Annotated in this window: 20 protein-coding genes and 1 pseudogene; 12 read left to right on the forward strand and 9 right to left on the reverse strand. The window is 61.7% G+C overall.

The window, feature by feature from the left end; translation table 11 throughout:
* Nucleotides 1-3 precede the first annotated feature (3 nt).
* The gene (locus tag AC3WWH_RS27665; protein WP_492377336.1) at nucleotides 4-1,065 is read right to left on the reverse strand and encodes an aldo/keto reductase; all 1,062 of its coding nucleotides are present in this window, start codon (nucleotides 1,063-1,065) and stop codon (nucleotides 4-6) included.
* A 17-nt stretch (nucleotides 1,066-1,082) separates the two neighbouring features.
* A complete protein-coding gene (locus tag AC3WWH_RS27670) occupies nucleotides 1,083-2,168 on the reverse strand; it encodes a LacI family DNA-binding transcriptional regulator (RefSeq protein ID WP_058328094.1) in 1,086 nt (361 codons plus the stop codon).
* Nucleotides 2,169-2,364: 196 nt separating this feature from the next.
* Between AC3WWH_RS27670 and AC3WWH_RS27675 the strand changes: the two genes are divergently transcribed.
* From AC3WWH_RS27675 to AC3WWH_RS27705, 7 genes are all read left to right on the forward strand, one after another.
* On the forward strand, nucleotides 2,365-3,387 hold the full coding sequence (locus AC3WWH_RS27675) for an ABC transporter permease (protein ID WP_113398466.1): 1,023 nt from the start codon (nucleotides 2,365-2,367) through the stop codon (nucleotides 3,385-3,387).
* 29 nt (nucleotides 3,388-3,416) lie between these two features.
* Nucleotides 3,417-4,427, forward strand: a complete 1,011-nt coding sequence (locus tag AC3WWH_RS27680; protein WP_113398487.1) for a substrate-binding domain-containing protein — start codon at nucleotides 3,417-3,419, stop codon at nucleotides 4,425-4,427.
* A 75-nt stretch (nucleotides 4,428-4,502) separates the two neighbouring features.
* Nucleotides 4,503-6,071 carry a sugar ABC transporter ATP-binding protein gene (locus tag AC3WWH_RS27685; protein WP_113398467.1) on the forward strand — a complete coding sequence of 523 codons (1,569 nt, stop codon included), beginning with the start codon at nucleotides 4,503-4,505 and terminating at the stop codon, nucleotides 6,069-6,071.
* The gene (locus AC3WWH_RS27690; RefSeq protein ID WP_113398468.1) at nucleotides 6,068-7,102 is read left to right on the forward strand and encodes an ABC transporter permease; all 1,035 of its coding nucleotides are present in this window, start codon (nucleotides 6,068-6,070) and stop codon (nucleotides 7,100-7,102) included. The genes AC3WWH_RS27685 and AC3WWH_RS27690 overlap by 4 nt, the downstream gene beginning before the upstream one ends.
* A gap of 23 nt (nucleotides 7,103-7,125) precedes the next feature.
* The gene (locus AC3WWH_RS27695; RefSeq protein ID WP_113398469.1) at nucleotides 7,126-8,127 is read left to right on the forward strand and encodes a dihydroxyacetone kinase subunit DhaK; all 1,002 of its coding nucleotides are present in this window, start codon (nucleotides 7,126-7,128) and stop codon (nucleotides 8,125-8,127) included.
* Nucleotides 8,128-8,131: 4 nt separating this feature from the next.
* Complete coding sequence (locus AC3WWH_RS27700) at nucleotides 8,132-8,803, forward strand: dihydroxyacetone kinase subunit L (RefSeq protein ID WP_113398488.1); 672 nt, start codon at nucleotides 8,132-8,134, stop codon at nucleotides 8,801-8,803.
* 10 nt (nucleotides 8,804-8,813) lie between these two features.
* Nucleotides 8,814-10,439 carry an FGGY-family carbohydrate kinase gene (locus tag AC3WWH_RS27705; protein WP_113398470.1) on the forward strand — a complete coding sequence of 542 codons (1,626 nt, stop codon included), beginning with the start codon at nucleotides 8,814-8,816 and terminating at the stop codon, nucleotides 10,437-10,439.
* 87 nt (nucleotides 10,440-10,526) lie between these two features.
* Here the strand turns inward: AC3WWH_RS27705 and AC3WWH_RS27710 are convergent, their stop codons facing one another.
* Nucleotides 10,527-11,495: an EamA/RhaT family transporter gene (locus AC3WWH_RS27710; RefSeq protein WP_113398471.1), complete on the reverse strand. Its 969-nt coding sequence runs from the start codon at nucleotides 11,493-11,495 to the stop codon at nucleotides 10,527-10,529.
* A gap of 381 nt (nucleotides 11,496-11,876) precedes the next feature.
* On the opposite strand from AC3WWH_RS27710, the pseudogene AC3WWH_RS27715 reads away from it, so the two are divergent.
* From AC3WWH_RS27715 to AC3WWH_RS27730, 4 genes and pseudogenes are all read left to right on the forward strand, one after another.
* A pseudogene (locus AC3WWH_RS27715) lies at nucleotides 11,877-12,109 on the forward strand (hypothetical protein); the annotation flags it as partial.
* A gap of 324 nt (nucleotides 12,110-12,433) precedes the next feature.
* The gene (locus AC3WWH_RS27720) at nucleotides 12,434-13,369 is read left to right on the forward strand and encodes a nucleotidyltransferase and HEPN domain-containing protein (protein WP_113398472.1); all 936 of its coding nucleotides are present in this window, start codon (nucleotides 12,434-12,436) and stop codon (nucleotides 13,367-13,369) included.
* Nucleotides 13,370-13,928: 559 nt separating this feature from the next.
* The gene (locus tag AC3WWH_RS27725) at nucleotides 13,929-16,784 is read left to right on the forward strand and encodes a DNA translocase FtsK (RefSeq protein ID WP_058322626.1); all 2,856 of its coding nucleotides are present in this window, start codon (nucleotides 13,929-13,931) and stop codon (nucleotides 16,782-16,784) included.
* A gap of 327 nt (nucleotides 16,785-17,111) precedes the next feature.
* Nucleotides 17,112-17,636 carry a DUF930 domain-containing protein gene (locus tag AC3WWH_RS27730; RefSeq protein WP_492377337.1) on the forward strand — a complete coding sequence of 175 codons (525 nt, stop codon included), beginning with the start codon at nucleotides 17,112-17,114 and terminating at the stop codon, nucleotides 17,634-17,636.
* A gap of 76 nt (nucleotides 17,637-17,712) precedes the next feature.
* On the opposite strand, the gene AC3WWH_RS27735 is transcribed toward AC3WWH_RS27730, so the two are convergent.
* The 6 genes from AC3WWH_RS27735 to AC3WWH_RS27760 all read right to left on the reverse strand — a co-directional run bounded on the left by AC3WWH_RS27735 (nucleotide 17,713) and on the right by AC3WWH_RS27760 (nucleotide 21,811).
* On the reverse strand, nucleotides 17,713-18,591 hold the full coding sequence (locus tag AC3WWH_RS27735) for an SDR family NAD(P)-dependent oxidoreductase (RefSeq protein ID WP_113398473.1): 879 nt from the start codon (nucleotides 18,589-18,591) through the stop codon (nucleotides 17,713-17,715).
* Nucleotides 18,588-19,370 carry a hypothetical protein gene (locus AC3WWH_RS27740; protein ID WP_113398489.1) on the reverse strand — a complete coding sequence of 261 codons (783 nt, stop codon included), beginning with the start codon at nucleotides 19,368-19,370 and terminating at the stop codon, nucleotides 18,588-18,590. The genes AC3WWH_RS27735 and AC3WWH_RS27740 overlap by 4 nt, the downstream gene beginning before the upstream one ends.
* A gap of 10 nt (nucleotides 19,371-19,380) precedes the next feature.
* On the reverse strand, nucleotides 19,381-19,968 hold the full coding sequence (locus tag AC3WWH_RS27745; RefSeq protein WP_058322624.1) for a protein-S-isoprenylcysteine O-methyltransferase: 588 nt from the start codon (nucleotides 19,966-19,968) through the stop codon (nucleotides 19,381-19,383).
* 217 nt (nucleotides 19,969-20,185) lie between these two features.
* The gene (locus AC3WWH_RS27750; RefSeq protein ID WP_058328106.1) at nucleotides 20,186-20,758 is read right to left on the reverse strand and encodes a hypothetical protein; all 573 of its coding nucleotides are present in this window, start codon (nucleotides 20,756-20,758) and stop codon (nucleotides 20,186-20,188) included.
* A 147-nt stretch (nucleotides 20,759-20,905) separates the two neighbouring features.
* Entirely contained in the window at nucleotides 20,906-21,037 is a 132-nt protein-coding gene (locus tag AC3WWH_RS27755) for an ABC transporter (RefSeq protein WP_082640836.1), read from the reverse strand.
* Nucleotides 21,038-21,223: 186 nt separating this feature from the next.
* Entirely contained in the window at nucleotides 21,224-21,811 is a 588-nt protein-coding gene (locus tag AC3WWH_RS27760) for a L,D-transpeptidase (protein ID WP_058322622.1), read from the reverse strand.
* A gap of 329 nt (nucleotides 21,812-22,140) precedes the next feature.
* Between AC3WWH_RS27760 and AC3WWH_RS27765 the strand changes: the two genes are divergently transcribed.
* The gene (locus AC3WWH_RS27765; protein ID WP_058322621.1) at nucleotides 22,141-22,896 is read left to right on the forward strand and encodes an SDR family NAD(P)-dependent oxidoreductase; all 756 of its coding nucleotides are present in this window, start codon (nucleotides 22,141-22,143) and stop codon (nucleotides 22,894-22,896) included.
* The last annotated feature ends 153 nt before the right edge of the window (nucleotides 22,897-23,049 follow it).

A 23,049-nucleotide genomic window follows, 5' to 3' on the forward strand; every position in this document is an offset into this window, starting at 1 on the left:
CACTTAAATCAATCCGAGGTCAATGTAGCTATCATGCAGCGCCCAGTCGCCGGGGCCGAAACGGTCGCCGGCGAAATTGTGCTGGTGCCAGTACGGATAGATGTAGGGCGGGCGGCTGACCTTGTTCAGCGTGTCCAGCTCTTCCTCCGTCAGCTTTAGGTTGATGGAAGCGATATTGTCGCGGAACTGCTCTTCGCTGAGACCGCCCACCACGAGGCTGGCGATTGCTGGACGCGATAGCGTCCAGGCCAGCGAGACCTGCGCCACCGTGACGCCGCGGACCTTTGCGATGATTTCGAGCGCATCGACGATCGTCCACAGGCGCTCTTGGTCGCGGATCGGCGGCTCGCTCCAGCCGGCAGCTTGGCGGGAATCGGCCGGCGCCCTGCCGCGGCCAAAGGCGCCGGAGAGGAGACCGGCGGCGAGCGGGCTCCAGACCATGACGCCGAGGCCCTGATCGACGGAAATCGGTAGCAGCTCGTATTCAGCCTCGCGCGCTTCGAGCGTGTAGTGAATCTGCTGGGTCGCGAAGCGTGGCAGGTTCTTCGCCTCCGCCACGCCCAGTGCCTTCATGATGTGCCAGCCGGAATAGTTGGAGCAGCCGATATAGCGGATCTTGCCCTGCTGGCGCAGCGTTTCGAGCGCGCCGAGCATTTCCTCGACCGGTGTCACGCCGTCCCATTCGTGCATGAAGTAGATGTCGATATGGTCGGTCTTCAGCCGCTTGAGGCTGAGCTCGCATTCGCGGATGACGTGGTAGCGCGAGGTGCCTTCGTCGTTCGGCCCGTCGCCGATGCGCATGCGTGCCTTGGACGAAATTAGCACCTTGTCACGTTTTTCGCCGAGGGCCTCGCCGAGAATTTCCTCCGAGCGGCCGAGCGAATACATGTTGGCCGTGTCGAAAAGGTTGACGCCACCGTCGATGCAGCAGTCGATGAGGCGGCGGGCTTCCGCCACGCTCTGGTTCGCCACGCGAGAAAACGCGCCGACCCCGCCGAAGGAGAAGGTGCCCATGGCGATGGCCGAAACCTTGAGGCCCGTGCGGCCGAGTGTCCTGTATTCCATGGTCTTCCTCTGCGTTTCTAATGCGCCTGCTGCCGTGCGGTCCGCCGTGGGCGATCCTGCGCGGTGTTCGATACGCCGTGCTCGTGGCTGGCACGCAGGACAAGCTCCGCGCCCACGAGGATCTTGACTGGCGGCTGCGGCTCGGCGGCGGCGATCAGGTCGTCGAGCACGGTGACGGCGAGGTAGCCGATCTTGCGTTTCGAGACATCGATGGTCGTTAGGCCCGGCTCCATGGTCGCGCTCTGCGGCAGATTGTCGAAGCCGATGATCGAAACGTCCTGCGGGATCGAGACGCCGTGTTCGCGCAGCGCCCGGATGAAGCCGTACGCAATGATGTCGTTGGTGCAGAAATAGCATTCCGCGAGGTCGAGGCCGGTGGAAAGCAGGGCGCGCGTATCGGTATAGGCCCCGTCATAGGTGGATTCCACCGAGAGGATGTCGGCCTCGTTCACCGGCAAGCCGAGCCGCGCCATGTTCTTGAAGAAGGCCTCGCGGCGCAGGCGGAAGTTGGTCGTGTCGACATGGGAAGCGACGAAGCCGATGCGCTGGAAACCCTGCATGCGGAAGCGCGACAGCGCCTTATAGACGGCGTCCTCGTTGTTCATATCGACGAAATTGGCGTCGAGCACGTCGTAGAACGTATCGATGAAGACGGTCGGCAGGCCGAGGCCCTGGATGAGGCGGATATCGGCCTCCGTCAGCTCCGTGCCGAGTGCGATGACGCCGGATATCGGTGCGCCGGCGAGCGATTCCGCCACGGTACTGATCGGCTGGCCCTCGAAGCTTACCACTTCCAGCGTGTAGTTGCGCCGCGTCGCCTCGGCCGACATGCCGTCGATATAGTCGGAGATGAAGACGCTGTGGTCGCGGTTGACCGTGTGGCCATGCTTGGCGATCTTCAGGAAGCGTAGGGTTTCGCCTGGTTCCGCGCTGCTGCGTGTTGCCCGCGGCACGTAGTTGAGGCTCGCTACCGCCTCCAGCACCCGCGCCCGCGTCACACCGGAAATCTCTCCCTTGCCGTTCAATACAAGCGAGACCGTCGCGGCCGATACGCCCGCCGCCTCGGCGATGTCCCTGATGGTCAGTTTTCCCGGTTTCTTCATGCGGAGACAGGCTGCCCTTTATGCTGCGACTGCGAACAAGTTTACTAAACGATTTAGATGAACTTTGCGAGACGTAGGGCAATTTGGCGCGGATCGCAACCGATTTGCCGCCTAAACGGGGCTTGTCAGAACAAATTTCCTTTGATAGCGTTTTAGTGAAGTAATAGTTTGTTTAGTAAACAAATGGGAGGAGATCATGCAAAAACCCGGCGGGCAGCTGGCGATGCTGGTTGTCATAAACGGCCTATTGCTTGTGGCGGGCGCGCTGATCTCCGGTGGCTCGTTCCTTTCCGTTTTCAATCTCCAGTCCATGGCGAGCCAGGTGCCGGAAATCGGCCTTTTGGCCATCGGCGTGATGCTGGCCATGTGCGCCGGCAATGGCGGCATCGATCTTTCGGGCATCGCGCTTGCCAATCTCTCAGGCGTGCTGTCCGCTGTCATCGTCTCCTCCTTTCTGTCGGCGACGGACGGCGGCACGGCCTTCAGCCTCGCCTTCATCGCGGGCGCACTCCTCGTCGGCCTCGCCGGCGGCGTCATCAACGGCCTTCTCATCTCGCGGCTGAACATCACGCCCATCCTCTGCACGCTCGGCACCCAGATGGCCTTCATGGGGCTCGCGGTCGTGGTTTCCGGCGGCAAGGCCGTGACGGTTGGCAGCCCGGCACTGCTCTCCAGCGTGGGCAACGACATGATCGCCGCTGTCCCGATCAGCTTCATCGTCTTCGTGCTGGTCGCCGGCGTCATCGCCGCGATCTTGAAGTTCACGCCCTATGGCCTGTGGCTGATGCTGATGGGCACCAATCCCAAGGCCGCCGTCTATGCGGGCTTTCCGAAGAACGGCGTGATCGTCGCCACCTATGCGATTTCCGGCACGCTGTCGGGTCTCGTCGGCGTCATCATTGCGGCGCGCAACGTCAACGTAAAGTTCGATTACGGCAGCTCCTATCTGCTCATTGCTATCCTGATTGCCGTGATGGCGGGCGTGAAGCCGGAGGGCGGCTACGGGCGCGTCGTCTGTGTCGTGCTTTCCGCCATCGCCCTGCAGCTCATGTCGAGCCTGCTCAATTTCGGCGGCCTTTCCAATTTCGTGCGCGATTTTGCCTGGGGCCTGCTGCTGCTCACGTTCCTGGCCGTCGGCCGCTACGACATCGCCGGCTTCCTGTCCCCGGGGCGCCGCTCGCAAACCCCTTCGGTGCCTGTCCCTCAAGCGCCGAAGTGAAACAGGAGGGAAAATTCGTGGAGGAAAACATGAAGTCGTTTTCGAAGAAGGTACTGGCTGGAACCACGGTTGCGGCCGTCGCGCTCGCAGGTTCTATCGGCGTGTTGGCTGCCCAGGAAAAGCCCGTCATCGCTACCGTGGTCAAGATCAGTGGCATTCCGTGGTTCGACCGCATGAACACGGGCGTTGTCGCCTATCAGGACGCCAATCCTGACGTCGTTGCAAGCCAGAGCGGTCCGGCGACGGCGGACTCGGCTCAGCAGTTGCAGATCGTCAACGACCTCGTCGCCAAGGGCGTCAACGCGCTTGCCGTCGTGCCGATGGACCCGGCTGTTCTGGAAGGCACGTTCCAGCGCGCCATGGAGCGCGGCATCGTGGTCGTGACGCACGAAGCCGACAACCAGATGAACACCAATGCCGACGTCGAAGCCTTCGACAATGCCGACTATGGCGCGGCGCTGAACGAGCGTCTGGCCGAGTGCATGGGCAAGGAAGGCAAGTGGACGACCTTCGTCGGTTCCCTCGGCAGCCGCACGCATATGCAGTGGGTCGGCGCCGGCGAGGAAAATGCCAAGAAGTATGCTGGCATGGAACTCGTCGACCCGAACAATGAATCCTTCGACGACGCCAACGGCACCTATGAAAAGGCCAAGGAAATCCTGCGCAAGCACCCTGATATTAAGGGCTTCCAAACCTCGGCGGGCAACGACGTCCTCGGCGTCGGCCGCGCCATTGACGAAGCGGGCTTGAGCGGCAAGGTTTGCCTCGTCGGCACCGGTCTGCCGAACCCGTCGGCCGACCTTCTCGAATCCGGCGCCATCACGGCGATCGGCTTCTGGGATCCGCAGAAGGCCGGCATGGCGATGAACGCCGTCGCCAAGCTGCTGCTGGCGAAGAAGGAAGTCACCGACGGCATAGACCTCGGCGTCGAAGGCTACAACAAGGTCTCGGTCAAGCAGGGCCCGGGCAAGGGTCTGCTGATCCTCGGCAACGGCATGGTCCTTGCCGACAAGGCGACCTACAAGGAACACCTGTTCTAATCCGGCAAACCGTCAGCCGGCCGGGAGGTTCACCTTCTGGCCGGAACCGTCCGGCGTGGCAACACGCCGGTCAGCATGAGGACAATTTCCGTGGCGGCACAAGCACATACCGCGCAGCAATCGGCGGCGCTCCTTGAACTTCGAAACATCCAGAAATGGTTCGGCGGCGTCCATGCCCTGCGCGGCATCGACCTGACGCTCCAGCCGGGCGAAGCCTATCATCTTCTGGGTGAAAACGGCTGCGGCAAGAGCACCGTCATCAAGATCATGTCGGGCGCGCATGTGCCGACCTCGGGCGAGATCGTGCTTGGCGGCGAGACCTTCTCGTCGCTGACGCCGATCCAGTCGCTCGCTGCCGGCATCGAGACCGTCTACCAGGACCTGTCGCTGCTGCCGAACCTCACCGTCGCCGAAAACGTCGCGCTGAACGAGCAGTTGGTGAACGCCAACGGCCGTCTCGCGCGCCTTTTCGATCGGAAGCGGTTGAGGGAGACGGCGGAGCGCGCGCTCGCCGCCACCGGCCTTCCAACCGACCGCGGCTTCCTCAACACCATCGTTTCCGACCTGCCGCTCGCCTCGCGCCAGCTCGTCGCTATCGCGCGCGCCATAGCGACCCGCGCCAAGCTCGTCATCATGGACGAGCCGACGACATCTCTGACGCGCCGCGAGGTGGATAATCTCATCCGCGTCGTCGAGCGGCTGCGCTCGGACAACGTCGCCGTGCTCTTCGTCACCCACAAGCTGGACGAATGTTACCGTATCGGCGGCCATGCCGTCGTCTTCCGCGACGGCCAGTGCGTGGCGCAAGGCCCCATCGCGAATTACAACAAGAAGGAACTGGCCGAACTGATGACCGGCCGTTCCATCGATGCCCAGCGCTACCGCACCGGGAAACCCTCCGACGCCGAACTCCTCAAGGTCGACCGCCTTGTCGCCGATGGTGTGCGGGAGATCAGCTTTTCCATGAAGAAGGGCGAAATTCTCGGCATCACCGGCCTTGCCGATTCCGGCCGCAACGAACTCGCCATGGCCCTGACCGGCGTCGCGCCCGCGAGCGGCGGTGCGGTCAAGCTCGACGGCAAGACCGTCTCCGTGCGCTCGCCCGCCAAAGCCATCGAGCAGGGCATCGGCTATGTGCCGGAGGACCGGCTGGCGGAAGGCCTCTTCCTTGACAAGTCGATCCTTGAGAACGAGATCGCGCTCGTCGTCTCGCGCCTCGCCAATTCCCTCGGCGTCGTCGACCGGGAGGAGGGGCGCAAGATCGCCGCCCGGCTTTCCGAGGAAATGCGTCTCAACACGAAAAATCTCGACCTGCCGGTCGGCGCGCTTTCAGGCGGCAACCAGCAGCGCGTGCTGATCGGCCGCTGGCTGAGCATCGCACCGAAGCTGCTCGTGCTGCATGGGCCGACCGTCGGCGTCGATGTCGGCTCCAAGGACACGATCTACCGCGTCATCCAGATGCTTGCGGAAGCGGGCATGGGCCTCGTCATCGTCAGCGACGACCTGCCCGAGCTCCTGGAGAACACCGACCGCATCCTCGTTATGAACAGCGGCCGGGTGGTCGCGGAGATGGATGCGGGACAGGCAACAGAAGACCAACTCTACAAGGCGATGCTGGCGACCACGACGGAGACTGTGCAATGAGCGTTTCACGGACCGATGAATTCCACGACGCTGCCGACCCGTCGCGTTCCTTCAGCTTCGGTGACCTCGTTCGCCGCCGACCGGAGACCATCACCTTCCTGCTGCTGGTGGCGATCTGCGTGGCCGTCGCCATCGTCAACCCGGCTTTCCTCCAGCCCTCGACGCTCATAGACATCGGCCGCGCCAGTGTGGTCATGGGCCTGTTCGCGCTCGGCGTCTTCATCATCCTGGCGGCGGGCGGTATCGACGTGTCCTTTACGGCGATCGCGGCCTTCACCATGTATTCAATGACGGTGCTGGTGCAGACCTACCTGCCGAACCTGCCCATCGTCGTCGTCATCCTCATGGCGACGCTCGGCGGTGCGGCGCTCGGCATCATCAACGGTCTGCTGGTCCATCACCTGAAGGTGCCGTCGCTGATCGTCACCATCGGCACGCAGTATCTGTTCCGCGGCTTTCTGCTCTCCTTCATCGGCACGGTCTGGATAATGTCCCTTCCGCCGCAGATGGGCGCCTTCGGCCGCATGCCGCTCGTCCAGTTCGAGGCCGCCAACGGCGCGCTGATCACGCTGCCGTTCTACTTTCTCGTGCTGCCTGTTGCGGCCTTCGTGACTTGGTGGATCCTCAACCGCACCTTGATGGGACGCGCCATCTTCGCCGTCGGCGGCAATGCCGATATAGCAAGCCGCCTCGGCTACAGCCTGCGCACCGTGCATGTTTTCCTGTTCGGCTATGCGGGCGCGCTCGCGGGCCTTTCCGGCATCATCCATGTTTGCGCCAACCGGCAGGCCAATCCCTTCGATCTCGTCGGCACCGAGATCAACGTCATCGCCGCCGTCGTGCTCGGCGGCGCGCGCATCACCGGCGGCACGGGCACGGTCCTCGGCACCCTTCTCGGCGTGCTCCTGATCGTCGTGCTCAACAGCGTGCTCGTCATGGTCGGCATTCCTAGCACCTGGCAGCGGCTCGTCGTCGGCAGCTTCATCCTGCTCGCCGCCGCCTTCTTCGTCACGCGCCAGCGCAAGAAATAACCCCCCACTCCCGGAGGAAACTTATGAAGAAGTTCCTGAACGACCCCGTCAACTTCGTCGACGAAATGCTCGAAGGCATCTACAAGGCGCATCCCACCGTCACCTATACGGCCGATGACTTGCGCTGCCTCGTGACGGCCAAGACCATGCCCGGCAAGGTCGGCATCGCCACCGGCGGCGGTTCGGGGCACCTGCCTACCTTCCTCGGCTTCGTCGGTGACGGCATGCTGGACGGCGCGGCCGTCGGCGGCGTATTCCAGTCGCCCAGCGCCGAGCAGATGTACCAGGTGACCAAGCACATCGATCAGGGCGCCGGCGTCCTCTACATCTACGGCAACTATACTGGCGACATCATCAACTTCGACATGGCGGCCGAACTTGCCGATCTCGACGGCATCGCCGTCAAGCAGGTCGTCGCCAACGACGACGTCGCCTCGTCCATCGTTGGCGAAGAGCACAAGCGTCGCGGCGTGGCGGGCATCTTCTTCATCTACAAGACCGCCGGCGCCGCCGCCGCCGAGGGCCTATCGCTGGATGAGGTGGCGCGCCTTGCCGACAAGGCACGTTTGCGCACCCGCACCATGGGCGTCGCGCTTTCGAGCTGTGTCGTCCCGGAAATCAGCCACGCCACCTTCTCCATCGGCGAGGACGAGATGGAGATTGGCATGGGCATCCATGGCGAGCCCGGCATCAGCCGCAAGAGGCTCGCGCCGGCTGATGCCGTCGTCGACGAGATGATGGAGCGCGTCTTTGCGGAAACGGACTACAAGCAGGGCGACAATGTTGCAGTGCTGATGAACGGCCTCGGCGGCACGCCGCTCGAAGAACTCTACATCCTCTTCCGCCGCGTCTCGCAGCTTCTAGAAGCGCGCGGCGTTACCGCCAAGTATGTCTGGGTCGGAGAGTTCGCCACCTCGATGGAAATGGCCGGCGCTTCGATTTCGATCCTGCATCTCGACGAGGAGCTGGATCGCCTGATCGCCGCCCCGGCGAACACGCCCTTCTTCCAGCATGTTGCGGGTTGATGCCATGACGCTCCAGACATTGAACGCAGCCGATCTCATCGACCTCTTCAAGAGCTGGAAGGAGCTCTTTGCCGAACAGCGCGAATTCCTTATCGCCCTCGACGGCAAGGTGGGTGACAGCGATCTCGGCATCACCATGAGCAAGTCCTTCGCCGCCGCCGCCGAAGCGCTGGAAGCCGAAGGTGAAGCGGCGGGCATCGCCAAGTTGCTGCGCACCGCCGGCGCCACCATGGCCCGCACAGCGCCCTCCACCATGGGCACGCTGACGGCGACCGGGTTCCTGCGCGCAAGCAAGGCCGTCGAAGGCAAGGATGTGTTGGACACCGCCGGCATGGCCGCCTTCTGGCGCGCCTATCGTGACGGCGTTGCCGAACGCGGCAAGGCGAAGGTCGGCGACAAGACGCTGCTTGACGTGCTCGACCCCATCGCGACGACGCTGGAAGCGCAGGCGTCCGCCGGTGTCTCGCTTTCGGATACGCTGAACGTGACGGCGGATGCAGCCGAACAGGCGCTGGAGGCCACCAAGTCCATGCTCGCGCAGCATGGCAAGGCGGCGGCGTTCCAGGAAAAGACGGTCGGCTTGCAGGATGCCGGCGCGACAGTCGGCGCTTTCCTGATCCGTCGCATGGCGCAATTCGTGACGGGCGATAGAACTCGGTCATCCAACCGTCAGTGAGTATGGCCTCATGACCCAGTCCCCGGATCGCAACTCCCGCTATGTCGTCGGTGTCGATGTCGGCACCGCCAGCGCACGGGCCGGCCTGTTCGACCTTTCGGGGGCGATGCTCGCTTCCGCCAAGCGGGACATTTCGCTGTTCCGTGAGGCGGGAGCAATCGTCGAGCAATCGAGCGCCGAGATCTGGGATGCGGTCTGCTCGAGCGTCCGCGAGGCGGTCACTTCCGCGGGCGTCGATCCGGCCGCGGTGATCGGCCTCGGCTTCGACGCCACTTGCTCGCTCGTCGTGCTCGGCGACGGGGGGGCACCGCTCGCGGTCGGCCCGTCGGAGCGACCGGAACGCGACATCATCATGTGGATGGACCACCGCGCCGTCGGCCAGGCGGAGCGGATCAACGCGGTGGGCCACGAGGTGCTGCGATATGTCGGCGGGCGCGTCTCGCCGGAAATGCAGACGCCGAAGCTGCTCTGGCTGAAGGAAAACCGGCCGCAGGTTTTCGCCACCGCCTGGCAGTTCTTCGACCTTGCCGATTTTCTCACCTGGAAAGCGACGGGTGACCTCGCCCGTTCGACCTGCACGGTCACCTGCAAATGGACCTATCTCGCGCATGAGAACCGTTGGGATCCAAGCTATTTTGAGAAGATAGGTCTTGGGGAGCTTGCCGAAGAAGGTTTTGGCCGGATTGGCACTCGTATCGTCGAGCCGGGCACGCGGCTTGGTTATGGGCTGACGCAGGAAGCAGCGGCCGCGATGGGCATGCAACGTGGAACGGCCGTAGCGGCGGGTATGATCGATGCTCACGCAGGCGGAATTGGCACAGTCGGCATCGGCGGCCGTCCGACGGAAAACCTAGCCTATGTGTTCGGCACCTCATCATGCACAATGACCTCGACGCAAGATCCTGTCTTTGTGCCCGGCGTCTGGGGTCCGTATTACTCGGCCATGGTGCCCGGCCTGTGGCTCAATGAAGGCGGCCAGAGCGCTGCGGGCGCTGCCATCGATCAGCTGCTTGCCTTTCATCCGGCCGCACCGGAAGCGGCCGCGCGGGCGCAAGCGCGAGGAATTCCGCTACCTGTCCTCATGGCCGAGGCAGTCTCCGCCAAGGCGCCGTCGTTGTCTGAGGCCGTGCACCTTGCTGCCGACCTACATGTGGTGCCCGAGTTCCTCGGCAATCGCGCGCCCTTTGCAGATCCGCATGCAAGGGCCGTCATAGCCGGTCTTGGCATGGAACGGGATTTTGATAGCCTCGTTGCGCTTTACGTCGCCGGTCTATGCGGCATCGGCTACGGATTGCGGCAGATCATCGAGACGCAGGCTAGGGAGGGAGCCTCTGTCGAGCGGGTAGTCATTAGCGGTGGGGCGGGGCGTAGCGGCTTCGTTCGCCAACTCCTTGCCGATGCCTGCGGCAAGGCTGTCGTTGCGCCGTACGCGGAAGAACCGGTCTTGCTCGGCTCTGCCATTCTTGGGGCCGTTGCCTCCGGCGCCTTTGCCGACGTTACGGCTGCCATGGCGACGCTCAGCACCGTCTCCGCGGCCTATGAGCCGGCTGGCGGCGAAATCGCCGAGAAGCATCAAAGACGCTTCTGCTGCTTCGAGGATCTTCAGACTTTCGCGCGCTCGACGCAGGGCCTTTAACAGTCTGGGCCTTGTTGGCTTTCCGACTTCAGCGCCTGGGTGTGGCATGCGAGCAGCGATTTTAGCTCGGCCAATTCTGCCGGAAAATCAAGAAACCTGCGGAATAGCTTCATTGTATTGCGTGTGGCCGCGATGGAAGATGCGGATGGCGAAAACGACGCCAACAACCAGAACACCAACGCCGGCAGTCTCAACTCCCGTCGGCCACCGCGTGTGAACAACAAGGCCGCCGATGACGCCGAAGGCTGTCTCTGAAACGATCAGCTGAGCCGCTAACGCCACGGGCAAGCGTCGGGACGCGACATTCCACGCCCACACCCCGCCTACGGTCGCCATCAGCGCAAGCGATGAACCCCAAAGGTAGAGGGAGCCGGCAGAGCCCCAACCGAACCCGAGTGCCGGCAGCTGGAACAGCCCAACCGCAGCACCGATCGGAAAAAAGACGAGCATCTCGACGCCGCCACTGACCAGTATGAGCGCGGACCATGTGCCCAAGGGCATATCAGGTCGGACAGCAAGCGCTGCCTGATTGGCGATGGCAAACCAGACCCAAAGCGCGACAGCTGTGAGTGCCAACGGAATGCCGATCCAGAGCGTTTCATCCAATCTCAGGCTTTCGGCCGTGAAGGCGGTACCGTTGACCAGGAGGAGGCCAATCAGCACCAGCCCGAGCGGTATCACTAGAAGGTGCCAAGGCAGTGATCCCTGACGTCGATTGCCGACGATTGCCAGGACGATCGGCACGAGGCCCAGAAAGGCGGGTGCGATGACCGGCCCGCAGAAGATGGCGGCGCCGGTCACCGCGAGGAAGTAGCCGACATAGCCGATGAAGGCCAACATTGCCGTGGCAAGCCAGTTTCGAAGCGTGAGATGTCGCAACGGATCCTTTTCGGAGACCAGAATGGCGACGCCCACGATCGCCGCGACGAGATGGCGGACAAGGGCGAAATCGAACGTGGAATAGTCGCCGATGATGAAGGGAACGATAAAGTTGAGCGAAAAGCCGAAGGCCGCGAATAGGGCCGCAAATACGCCGATGGTGAATTGCTTGTCCATGGTGTGATCTACGTAACGTATCGATCGGGGGCGGTTACCGTTGCCTCTTGGCGGGCAAAGCATGGATGCGTGGCGGCCCTGGGGAGGACGAGGTCGTTCCGCTCGCGGCAAGCGCGAACCATTTCGGCTTCGTCCTTCGCGGCGGCCCGTAAAATGGAGCCGGTTTTCAGCTCGATACTCACGGGGATGGTCCTTTCTCGATTGCGTCGAACGTATCCTGCGCGCCCCTGTCGGTGGCTATGCAAGCGAGTTTAGAACCGTGCCGGCTTTGCGAGAATTGCCACCGCTTGGCAGGCACTCAACCGTTTTTCGGCATAATCAGGCGTGTCTGTTCTCGCACAACGGGGCCGTGCGAACCGTAGGTGCGAACGTTGGGCATCGATTCTCGGTCTCGACGGCGCCAAGCGGGGCTTCCGTTTTCCGTCATGCAACTCGATCGGGACGGTCGGACTTATGCCGCGCTTCCGAAACTGCACGACGTCCTCGGCGATGCATGGGCGGCTTACCGCTTCCTTGTCACGCCGCACGCCGCCTTGGACGGTCGGACGGGTCTCGACGCGCTGATACGCGGTCGACATCGAGACCATTGCTGCCCGTCGTCGATTTGGACGTAACCCGTTAGGATGCGGAAAGGCGCCGAGCCGGTTCAGTGCCCCCCGCCGGCGTAACCCGGCAGGGCGGTTTGGCGTCGCCCCCGGAAATTGAGCTTTTCGTGACAAACGTGGCCCTCAAGAATGATTGGCTTAAGCTCCCAGTCCTTCAAGCCGGCCAATTTCATCCAGACCAATCAAGTGGAACGTCGGGTCGCTTCGACTACCATTTGTGAAGTTCTTGCGAAGGGATCGTCACGGTTGCTTCGTTGAATTGGCCAGCACCTTTCGGCAAGGTGTCACTGACCATCTGGCGCGATTCCCGCGTGAAGGACTGACCGTTTGTTGATGAAGACGAGCCTCGATCACCTCCCCGAAGCCAAGCGGCGCCATCTCGCCAGAGCGCTCGAAATCCTGCGCGAGGAGTTTGAGGACGCGTTGGCTGGGGGCGAGGCTGATTTCAAAAAGAAAGGGCGCATCCTTAAAGTCATTCTCTTTGGTAGCCATGCCCGCGGCGACTGGGTCGATGAAGTGCACACCGGCAAGGGCTATCGCTCCGATTACGACCTGTTGGTGATTGTCAACAATCGCAAACTGACGGACTTTACCAGATACTGGAACAACACCGCCGACCGGCTGTTGAATGACCGGGAACTGACGGGCATCCAAGTTTCGTTTATCGTGCACTCCCGCCGCGAGGTGAACGAGGAACTGAGACGCGGCAAGGATTTCTTCTGCGACATCCGGCAGCAAGGTATCGTGCTCTACGAGTTGGACAGTGAACCGCTGGTCGAACCACGGACGCTCGGCCGAGACCAGCTACTCAAACTCGCGCAGGAACACTTTCAACACCGTTTTCCCAGTGCGCAACGGGCCTTAATCTCGGCCGTCTCAAATAAGTCGAAAATAGCGGATGATATCGAGTGGTCAAAAGACACGGCATTCGCACTTCATCAGGCGGTAGAACAGGCTTATTCGTCCGTTCTCCTGACCTTAAAGAACTACGGTCCACCGTCTCACAACTTGCGCTTTCTGCGGGCGCTTGCCGAGGAACTCGATCGTCGCCTCGTCGAGGCTTGGCCGAATGATCAGCAACGCTTTGTTTCCTGGTTCAACACCATCAACGAGGCCTACGTGAAGGCGCGTTACTCCAAGCACTATCAGATCAGCGAGGAAGCCTTGTCCTTTCTGGTGGAGCGCACGCAGGTTCTTCACGCGCTGGTCAAAACGGTCTGCGAAGATCACTTGGCTCGGTTGGGCGACGAAACTCAAGATAAGTTGTGACTTGCAGACCATGCCGCGTTGACGGACCTTCTGTCCGGAAAGCGGTGACGCCCGTCGCAAGACGAGAGGCCGCGAACCTCATGGATGTCCATGAGCGGGGGTGCAGGATCACAGGAGTGAAACAGGTACGGCGATGCCTCTCTCGCGGCGTCTATCGTGATGCGATCGTTGCCGCCGTCACCAGTCGTTGCGATTGGCGGTCGCGCGGCAGAATGCAGGCGTGGCATTTGCCTGAAAGTCGTGCAATCGGGCCGACGGGACAACTGCACGCCGGCCCGATTCGTTTTCCTGGTGGCACTGATAGCGCGCCACCACAGGCGCTGGCCCCACGCGCCAATTTGGATCTTCCTCCAGAAATATTTTCTGCTGAGTGACCGCGACGACAGAACGTCGCGGAGCCCGTTAGTGTTCCGGGCCTTCGGGGCGTTTCCGGCGTCGAAGAAAGCGGCGTTAGACCCCGGTTGCCGGCTCGAAACGGGGCGTTGGAAGGGACTTGTTAACCTTCATTTCCTATCGCTTAGAAGGCCCCTCGGCGATGTCTCTAGCTCTTCCAGGACCCATGCGTATTCCCAGGACAAACTTCTCACAGGCTGCTTTGCATGATGCAAGCCAGGCGGATTATTTCGATGGTCCGCAGGATGATGCGTTGAGCGGTATGCCCACTCATGAGGCGGCGACCGCCGACCCCTATCAGTTGTACGAGGCGCCCGCGGCGCCCCGCAAGCCGGCCAACCAGCAGACCGAAACCATGAGCCGCGCGACGCGGCTCTATGGGCAGGGCTCCGCCTATGCGCCTGCACAAGTGACGGCGACGACGAACGAACCCTTGCCGACCCTTTCCGAGATCGCCGGCCACTACGGTGACTCCACTTGGGAGAGCCATTTCTTCCTGGCACCAAACGTGCGGTTCACCCGCACGCCCGAGCGCGAGTTCATGAAGCGGCGCGCTCCGCAGGTCGAGGAAAGCGATACGGCTACCGAAGAAATGTCGGCGGCCGAAATCGAAGCGGCAACCGTCGAGATGACGGTGGAGCCTGCGCCGGTTTCCGCCGACGCCGTGGTGCCTGCCGTGCCGGTCTCGGCTGACGAGACACCCATGGATGCAGCGGTAGACGACGCGCCGCAGTCTGAAGTGACCCTGCCATCCTACAGCCCGTCCGAACTTTTGCGCATGCTAACCAACCAGCTGCCGACCTGGACCGCGGCGCAGAACACGATCGAGCCGCCAATGCTCGATCGCGTCGAGGCTTCGGCTGATGACGGCGTGGCGCTTGTGCCGGTTCTCACGGCGCCGCTCGCCGTTTCCGAGCCTGTCGTGGAGGCGCAGTCCGAGACCGCTCCAGAAGGGGCTGCCGCCGATCGCGGCCTGGCACAATCGAGTTTCCTCTCCGACTTTGCCTTCTTCGAATTCGGTCCGGTCGAAGACACCGAGGCAGCCGGCGACGAAATCGCCCACCCGAAGCCTTTTGTCGAGACGCCCGCTCCTTTGCCAATGGTCCCGGTCGTCACGCCCGTTGCCGTCGCGCCGCCGGCACCCGTACGTCCGGTGGAAATCCGCCGCATGCCGCCGACCGGGATCACCTCGCTGTTCCGCGTCGTCGATGTCCGTGGTGCAAAGGCCGACGATGGTGCGGCATCGCCGCAGGCGGCCGTTGCCGTCGAGGCGGCTGCAGCGCCCGCGGTGATCTCTGAGGTTCCGTTGCCTGTTGCTGCCGCTGAACCGGAAACTGCAAGCCCGGAGCCGGTGGCGGTGGAACAGCCCGCCCCGGTTGCGTCGAAAACCGCGATCACCATGCCGGCCCAGGTCACCCGCGCGCCGAACACAATGCCGGCGATCGGGGTGGTTGAACGCACATTTGCCGGCGACGCCTACGAGTTTCCGTCCGAGGAACTCCTGCAGGAGGCGCCTGTCGGCCAGGGCTTCTTCATGACCCAGGAGCAACTCGAGCAGAATGCCGGTCTGCTTGAAAGCGTGCTCGAAGATTTCGGCGTCAAGGGCGAGATCATTCACGTCCGCCCGGGCCCGGTCGTAACCCTCTATGAATTCGAGCCGGCGCCGGGCGTGAAATCGTCCCGTGTCATCAACCTCGCAGACGATATCGCCCGCTCCATGTCGGCGCTTTCGGCCCGTGTCGCGGTGGTTCCCGGCCGTAACGTCATCGGCATCGAACTGCCGAACGCGACGCGCGAGACCGTCTACTTCCGCGAGCTGATCGAATCCGTCGATTTCCGCAAGACCGGCTACAAGCTGGCGCTTTGCCTGGGCAAGACGATCGGTGGTGAACCTGTCATCGCCGAGCTTGCGAAGATGCCGCACCTGCTCGTTGCCGGCACCACCGGTTCGGGCAAGTCGGTCGCGATCAACACCATGATCCTGTCGCTGCTCTACCGGCTGAAGCCGGAAGAATGCCGCCTGATCATGGTCGATCCGAAGATGCTCGAACTTTCCGTCTATGACGGCATCCCGCACCTGCTGACGCCGGTTGTTACCGATCCGAAGAAGGCGGTGATGGCGCTGAAGTGGGCCGTGCGCGAGATGGAGGACCGTTACCGCAAGATGTCGCGGCTCGGGGTGCGCAACATCGACGGCTACAACCAGCGTGCCGCTGCCGCCCGCGAAAAGGGCGAGCCCGTGATGTGCACGGTCCAGGCTGGCTTCGAGAAGGGCACCGGCGAGCCGCTGTTCGAGCAGCAGGAAATGGATCTGGCGCCGATGCCCTACATCGTCGTCATCGTCGACGAGATGGCCGACCTGATGATGGTCGCCGGCAAGGAGATCGAAGGTGCGATCCAGCGGCTGGCGCAGATGGCGCGTGCCGCCGGTATCCACCTGATCATGGCGACGCAGCGTCCCTCGGTCGACGTCATCACCGGCACGATCAAGGCCAACTTCCCGACCCGCATCTCGTTCCAGGTCACCTCGAAGATCGACAGCCGCACGATCCTTGGCGAACAGGGCGCCGAACAGCTGCTCGGCCAGGGCGACATGCTGCACATGCAGGGCGGCGGACGCATCGCCCGTGTACACGGTCCCTTCGTCTCCGATCTGGAAGTCGAACACGTGGTCGCGCATCTGAAGACCCAGGGACGCCCGGAATACCTCGAGACCGTTACGGCCGACGAGGAGGAAGAGGAGCCCGAGGAGGAGACGCCGGTCTTCGACAAGAGCGCACTTGCGTCCGAGGACGGCAACGAACTCTACGACCAGGCGGTCAAGGTGGTCCTGCGCGACAAGAAGTGCTCGACCTCCTACATACAGCGCCGTCTTGGCGTCGGCTACAATCGTGCTGCTTCGCTGGTCGAGCGCATGGAGAAGGAGGGGCTGGTCGGTCCCGCCAACCATGTCGGCAAGCGCGAGATCATCTACGGCAACCGCGACCACATGAGCGCGCCCGACAACGACGATATGGATTGAATTCGGTCGGTTGGTGTGCCGGCGGGCTACTTCGGCACTATCGCATTAAAACCAGGGCCGCCGTCGACAAGTTGTTGGCGGCGGCTTTCTTATGCAGATTTCGGTGGTAATCTCCCCGCGGCCACCGGGCGTGTCTACCCTCTGGGCGTCGCCAATGGGATGATGTGATCGATGCAGGCAGCAGGGGCAGCGCCGCCATGGCGCAACGATTTGGTACAGTCTTGCGCTCGCCATTGTCCTTCATGCCATCGTCATCCTGGCACTCTGCTTCGTTCCTGAACCTGAGCCCCAATTCCTCTCCCGGAGGAAAGCGTCTCCGTTGAAATAGTGTACCTGCCGACGGTTGCTGCGGGAACAACCAAGCCCAGGTCCGGTGCATCTCAGGTCGGTGAGGCCGTTGCGCAAGAAGCCGCGCCCGAACGGGCCGTACCGGCGGCGACATTGCCGGACGTGCAGCCGGCAACTCAAGCCAAGCGGTTCTTTTCGGCGGCAATTCTCGCCGACGCGCGCAGCAAGCAGGCGCTGAAGGGGCTCTCCCAGCTCGCGGCGGATGAACGCATTATCCAGATTTGCAATCTCGAGGCTATGGAGCAGGTTCATCGCTGGCGAGTTGATTTCAAACCGGATTTTCTCGTTGCCTACGCCATGGCGGATATCCGATTGGCAGGTACGAACCTCCGCGCCGATGGTGCTGCATTTCGCAGCAACGACCGTTGGTACAATATTAAGTTCGACTGCGAAGCTGCCCCGGATATCAAGAGCGTCGTCGCGTTCGAATTTCAGGTTGGCGATGAAATTCCTGAGAGTGAGTGGGAGGCGCATCTCCTCTCCGCTGGCGCCAAAGCCCGCTGATCGCGGCAATGGTCGATGTCCGACCGCTCGGTGCGTGCTTTGGCCTTATCCCACGGGAAGCTGGCTGCGGGGCGGATCAAGCCGAAGCTGTCCCGCCTTTAGGGTGGCCTGCGCGGCAGCAATGCTTGAGCATCTTGCCAGATCCGCAAGGGCAAGGGTCGTTGCCGCGCAGTTGCAGGCGGCCAACCAGCGGCAATAGCGCCGCGGAGGGAAGAACCCCTGAAATCAGGATCGCCAATCTGGCAGACATGCCGGGAATGACCAGCCGTCGGCGGGCTTTGAAGCCGCGCCAAGCGCAGTTCGCCACGTATTCCGGAGTGGCTTTCGGCAAAGCCTTGAACAGTGCAGCCCTGTTGGCGCCTGATTTTTCAAGGAATTCGGTCGACACCGGCCCCGGCGCGACGCAGGTCACCGTTACACCCGCCTTCCGCGTCTCCTGATACAACGCCTCGGAAAAGGAACGCACGAACGCCTTGCTCGCGTAATACATTGCCATGTACGGGCCGGGGGTGAAGCTGGCCACAGAGGCGAGGTTGATAACGCCGCCACGGCCTCGCTCGACCATGCCCGGCAACAGGTGCAATGTCAGGTCAGCGAGGGCACGGATATTGACGTCGATCATTCCAACCTGGTCGGCAATCGGCAAAGCGGTTGCCGCGCCACGCAGGCCATAGCCGGCGCTGTTGACGAGGACGTCGCAGACGAGGCTTTCCCGCGCGAGGAACTCTTCGAGAACCGTCTTCGCATCGTCGGCGGTGAGATCGACTGGTAGGGAGAATGCCTCGCCGCCCGCCTGCTTGATGGAGGATTCCACGGCGTGCAGCCCCCCAAGTGATCGTGCGACCAATACGACAGGTGCACCATCTCGCGCGGCAAGCTCGGCAATGGCTCTGCCTATGCCTCGTGACGCTCCGACTACAACAATTGCGAGTCGTGGTTTTTGATCCGATATCATGCTGACGGTTCCGGCGTCGTGCTTGGCAGGATTTGAGCAGCGGAAAGGCTAGCCACCTCGTCAGCGATCTCCCCGTTCAGTATTTCCTCGAAACGAGCCAATGCGCGCGCGACATTGGCGCCGTCCATGACGCGGTGGTCGTAGTGAATTCGTACGGTGACCGATCCGTCTTCGCCGATCGGGCCATAGTTGAAGATCGTCGTGAGCGGCGTCAGCGGATTGAGCGACTCGGCACCCAGGCCGGAATAGACCGACAACTGGAAAGTCCCGAATCGGTGGCCCCGCTGACGTCCCATGTTGAGGCCGAGCCACATCAACAGCCTGCGCAGCGGCGCGGGCAAGCGCGCAATCTTCAGCGCACGCCGGAATTCCCTGATCTCAAGAACGGGACGGGATCGAGCCTCCTGAAGCAGGGCGCTCAACTCGGGGATCGACCGCTGCTCGGGTGTCTTGATCGTACTGAGAAGCACAACCCGTTCACCTTCGTATTCGCGCTCGTGCGCCACGGACGCGACGCTTCCCGGGTACTCATAGAGTTGCGATCTCGGCAGCTTGACATAGGCCCGGCGGAGCTCCGGTGTCTCCTTGGAAAGTAGCCCGTACCCCTTGAGGAACAGCACTGTCCAGGAGGGGCGTTCCGACCGGCTCGTCCTGGCTTCCTGCAATCCACTGATATTCATCTGTCGCTGTACCGTGACCCGCGGCACGGCAATCGAAAATCGCATCAGATCCCCGACAAGGCGTCGTGCCGCAGAAAGCTTGACCGCTCGGCCCCGCATCATGCCACCTCTAGTAAAGATAGGGTATAATGCGCTTGGTCCTGTCCATGTAGGCGCGATACTCAGGGCCGAAAAATTCCAGCATCAGGCGCTCCTCCTTGTCCACACGCAGGAAAAAAAGCACGGCGAAACCAGCGACGCCCAGGAGGCCCGCCACCCAGTTCGACAGCAGAAACATCTGGCCGATCGCCATGAGCAGGAAGCTTGTATACATCGGATGGCGCACGACGGCATACGGACCCTTGCTGATCAGTTGATGTTTTTCGCGGATTTCCAGCGAGATCGACCAGTTTCGGCCGAGTTCCTTGTGGGTGCGACGGAACGTCCACAGAGCCACAGCAAAGATGAGGCCCCCAAGCCCCACCATCCATGCATGCGCGGGATAGTCGGCAAATGCGGGAATCCCTGTTGCAACGTAGAACCCAGGCACAATGGCAAGACCTAGCAAAGCGGCAGCCAAGCCAATCGTATCGGTCACCGAGCGGCGGCTGCTCGTCACCCGCACACGCTTTGCCCGGCGCTCGAATGGGTAGCGAATCACATACCAGGCAACGATGCCTATGACCCACACGATTTCGCCAATGGAAGCGACAGACATGTTCACGTTGAATCACCTAAGCTTTTGTTGCGGCTTCTGATCGCCGCAACGGCAAAGGACGAGACTGCCATGCGCCGCTTGGACCTGACAAGGTGCTAAAGTTGAGGAGTGCGCGCCAAAGCTGATGGCGCCTCAACTATGAGCGGCGTTGGTGGTAGTCAACCATGGCGCTTCTGACCCTGGTCGCCCGATAGCCGGGAGCCTGTGCCCCGTCAGCCTACCCGCCGTTCATCTCGCGTAGTCTTGTAATGAATTCCTGGGGCCTGAGCCAGATGCCAGGTGTCTTGTATCCCATGGAACGCGCGATATCGGCCACAAACGCGTTGCAGTTATAGAGCGACGCATGCCAGAACTTGGCTTCGGCCTTGAGTTTTCGGATTTTGGCGACGACGTCTCTGTACTCCGGTTCGGTCAACATGACGCGCCAGCTTGCAGACCTGTATTGGTCCTCAAGGTCACCGTCGCTAACGCCCGTCTCGGCCGGGACGGGGAGAACATGGCCCAGCACGTAGGGAGCGGTGTCGTTTGTTGCAGGAGCAAGTCCCGCCACTTCCGGATTGACCATCGCTCCCGACTTGGTCAGGCGGCCAAAAACCACATAGGAATGGCCGTAACTGAGCGCATAACGCGAGCGGAATTCGATGAAGTAGCCCTGATCGCGCTGTTGCGATGGGCTGCCCGCAACGCTTGAGACATAGCGTGGCTGCGGGCCCTTGTCTTGCGATTGGCACGCCGCAACCGCCATGGCGGCTAAGACGACGAACGGAATACGACCTAGTACACGCGTCATTACTGCGCCAAATCTCCCGAATTCCAATGGGCACTTGAACTTGCCGCCTGGGCTTATCGATCCACGCGCCACGACGCATGGCCAAGGCGGCCACGATCATTCAGGGCGGGGAGGACCGTGAGATCCTCCCCGAATTAGCGTCAGTCACTATTTGTAGACGGGCGCCGGTTCTTCGGCCACCGGTGGCGGGGCCTTGCCTTTGCCTTTGCCGATTGTTCCGCAAGCGGAGAGGCTGGCAACGGAAAGCAACGCAACTGTTACGATTAGAATTCTGCTCATCAATATTTCCTTCCCTCTGTGATCGGAATGGTTATTCGAAGGCAACATTCATAGTATTAGTGGCATTTCGAGATTCGGCCTAGTGCGGAAAGGGCACACTCGTCAGTCGGATTATCGTTACCAAACTTTGAAGATTTAAATGCATGTCGGCCTTACCCCAATACCGCACTCAGATAGAGTACATCATCAAATGATCAATACCGGAGTTCCAACAGGCGTCCGCGCGTAGAGATCAACGATATCGTCGTTCGTAAGTCGGATGCAGCCGTTGGAAACCGCCTGCCCTATGGTCCAAGGTGCGTTCGTGCCGTGGAGGCGGAACTTGGTATCCTGACCGTTGCGATAAAGGTATAGGGCTGAGGCCCCCAACGGGTTGTGGGGACCGCCGGAAACTCCACCAGCGTATTGCGCCAGCTCCGGCTTGCGTCTGATCATGCTTGCGGTCGGCGTCCATGACGGCCATTCGGCCTTTCGGCCGACAACGGCCTGGCCTTTGAGGGTAAGGCCCTCCTCTCCGACGCCTATTCCGTAGCGCATCGCCCATCCACCATCTTCGATCGAGTAGAGGTAGCGTTGCGTGGTGTCCACAACAATCGTTCCGGCTGGCTCGTTGCCGTCGTATCGGACGTGTTGTTTTCGGTAGCGGCGATCGACGCCGGGCGTTCCGCCATACAGGGATGGGAAGGAAACACCCCGCCAACTTGAGCCGCACCCGGCCAACAGGCCAAGGCTGCCGATGACCAGGAATCTCCGTGTAATGCGGTGATTGTCCATCTTTACCTGCTGAGAAAAATGGTGCGCCCCGATTCGTTTTTTAGCATTACAATATTCTCTGTCCAGTTCCAATGAACGACACCCAGCGACAGGATAGATAATGACACTCCAGGTTTTTCGCCCGCGTTCCGGGTGAAATGGACAGAAAGGACTGTATATCTGGAAAGAGGGCCTGGGTGCAGTGCATGAATCGGGTAAAAATATCGCGATTCTTGTGTGTTGCTGCTGCTGTTTGATTGGAAGATCGGGGCTTCGAGTGCATTTCATGGAATGACTTGCGATGTCGCGCGCGCTCGATTAGTCGAAAGCTAAACGTTAGGAATGACAGTATGAATCTAGGCTTCGCTGGGAAGGTTGCGCTTGTGACGGGCGCCGGTTCCGGAATTGGCGCAGCCGTGTGCCGGCAACTCGCTGCTGAGGGAGCGGAAGTGGTTGCTGCGGATGTTGACGCTGTCGCCGTGCACCTGGTTGCCGAGGAGATTCGCTCGAACGGGGGCAAGGCCCATGATGTCGCGGCCGACGTCGCCGATGCCCAGGCTGTGGAAAAGCTGGTGACGTTCGCCGTGCAGACCTGCGGCGGCCTGCATCTGGCGGTCAACAATGCCGGCATCGAAGGCATCCGCAAGGCGACGGCCGACTATCCGCTCGATGGCTGGCATGCATTGATGAACGTAAATCTGCATGGCGTCTTCTACTGTATGAAGTACGAGATCGCGGCCATGGTGGCACAGGGTGGGGGCGCCATCGTCAACACGTCTTCCATTCTGGGCTCAGTCGCGCTGCCCACTGCCGCCGCCTATACGGCCGCCAAGCACGCAGTGGTTGGGCTGACGAAGGCGGCCGCGATCGAGTATGCCCGCACGGGTATTCGCATCAATGCTGTGGCGCCGGGCTGGATCGACACGCCGCTGTCCGCCGAGAATTCGGAGGTGGCAACCAGTAGACGCATGATGTCGCTGCAGCCTATGGGGCGTCGCGGTACGCCAGACGAGGTAGCGGCTCTGATCTGTTTCCTGTTGTCGGAGCAGGCGAGTTTCATCACTGGAAGCGTTCACCTCGTAGACGGCGCCTATACTGCTCACTGAGCAAGCTGCACCACTCAATCGTTGAAATTCACTGCCCCGCGGGTCAAGGCCTGTATCGCCGGTGCCGCTAGTGGCGACTGCGCTCTTTTTGCATGCGTATCATCCAAAATAAAAACGTTTTTATTTTTCTTGAAAACGTTTTTATTGGCTGCT

It is taken from the genome of Ensifer sp. EB106-03-01-XG145 (genome assembly GCF_058792075.1).

Excerpts from the sequence above, each read along its gene's own strand:
- AC3WWH_RS27665 (WP_492377336.1), bottom strand. The coding sequence starts at position 1,065 with ATGGAATACAGGACACTCGGCCGCACGGGCCTCAAGGTTTCGGCCATC.
- AC3WWH_RS27670 (WP_058328094.1), bottom strand. The coding sequence starts at position 2,168 with ATGAAGAAACCGGGAAAACTGACCATCAGGGACATCGCCGAGGCGGCG.
- AC3WWH_RS27675 (WP_113398466.1), top strand. The coding sequence starts at position 2,365 with ATGCAAAAACCCGGCGGGCAGCTGGCGATGCTGGTTGTCATAAACGGC.
- AC3WWH_RS27680 (WP_113398487.1), top strand. The coding sequence starts at position 3,417 with ATGAAGTCGTTTTCGAAGAAGGTACTGGCTGGAACCACGGTTGCGGCC.
- AC3WWH_RS27685 (WP_113398467.1), top strand. The coding sequence starts at position 4,503 with ATGAGGACAATTTCCGTGGCGGCACAAGCACATACCGCGCAGCAATCG.
- AC3WWH_RS27690 (WP_113398468.1), top strand. The coding sequence starts at position 6,068 with ATGAGCGTTTCACGGACCGATGAATTCCACGACGCTGCCGACCCGTCG.
- AC3WWH_RS27695 (WP_113398469.1), top strand. The coding sequence starts at position 7,126 with ATGAAGAAGTTCCTGAACGACCCCGTCAACTTCGTCGACGAAATGCTC.
- AC3WWH_RS27700 (WP_113398488.1), top strand. The coding sequence starts at position 8,132 with ATGACGCTCCAGACATTGAACGCAGCCGATCTCATCGACCTCTTCAAG.
- AC3WWH_RS27705 (WP_113398470.1), top strand. The coding sequence starts at position 8,814 with ATGACCCAGTCCCCGGATCGCAACTCCCGCTATGTCGTCGGTGTCGAT.
- AC3WWH_RS27710 (WP_113398471.1), bottom strand. The coding sequence starts at position 11,495 with ATGGACAAGCAATTCACCATCGGCGTATTTGCGGCCCTATTCGCGGCC.
- AC3WWH_RS27720 (WP_113398472.1), top strand. The coding sequence starts at position 12,434 with ATGAAGACGAGCCTCGATCACCTCCCCGAAGCCAAGCGGCGCCATCTC.
- AC3WWH_RS27725 (WP_058322626.1), top strand. The coding sequence starts at position 13,929 with ATGCGTATTCCCAGGACAAACTTCTCACAGGCTGCTTTGCATGATGCA.
- AC3WWH_RS27735 (WP_113398473.1), bottom strand. The coding sequence starts at position 18,591 with ATGATATCGGATCAAAAACCACGACTCGCAATTGTTGTAGTCGGAGCG.
- AC3WWH_RS27740 (WP_113398489.1), bottom strand. The coding sequence starts at position 19,370 with ATGCGGGGCCGAGCGGTCAAGCTTTCTGCGGCACGACGCCTTGTCGGG.
- AC3WWH_RS27745 (WP_058322624.1), bottom strand. The coding sequence starts at position 19,968 with ATGTCTGTCGCTTCCATTGGCGAAATCGTGTGGGTCATAGGCATCGTT.
- AC3WWH_RS27750 (WP_058328106.1), bottom strand. The coding sequence starts at position 20,758 with ATGACGCGTGTACTAGGTCGTATTCCGTTCGTCGTCTTAGCCGCCATG.
- AC3WWH_RS27755 (WP_082640836.1), bottom strand. The coding sequence starts at position 21,037 with ATGAGCAGAATTCTAATCGTAACAGTTGCGTTGCTTTCCGTTGCCAGC.
- AC3WWH_RS27760 (WP_058322622.1), bottom strand. The coding sequence starts at position 21,811 with ATGGACAATCACCGCATTACACGGAGATTCCTGGTCATCGGCAGCCTT.
- AC3WWH_RS27765 (WP_058322621.1), top strand. The coding sequence starts at position 22,141 with ATGAATCTAGGCTTCGCTGGGAAGGTTGCGCTTGTGACGGGCGCCGGT.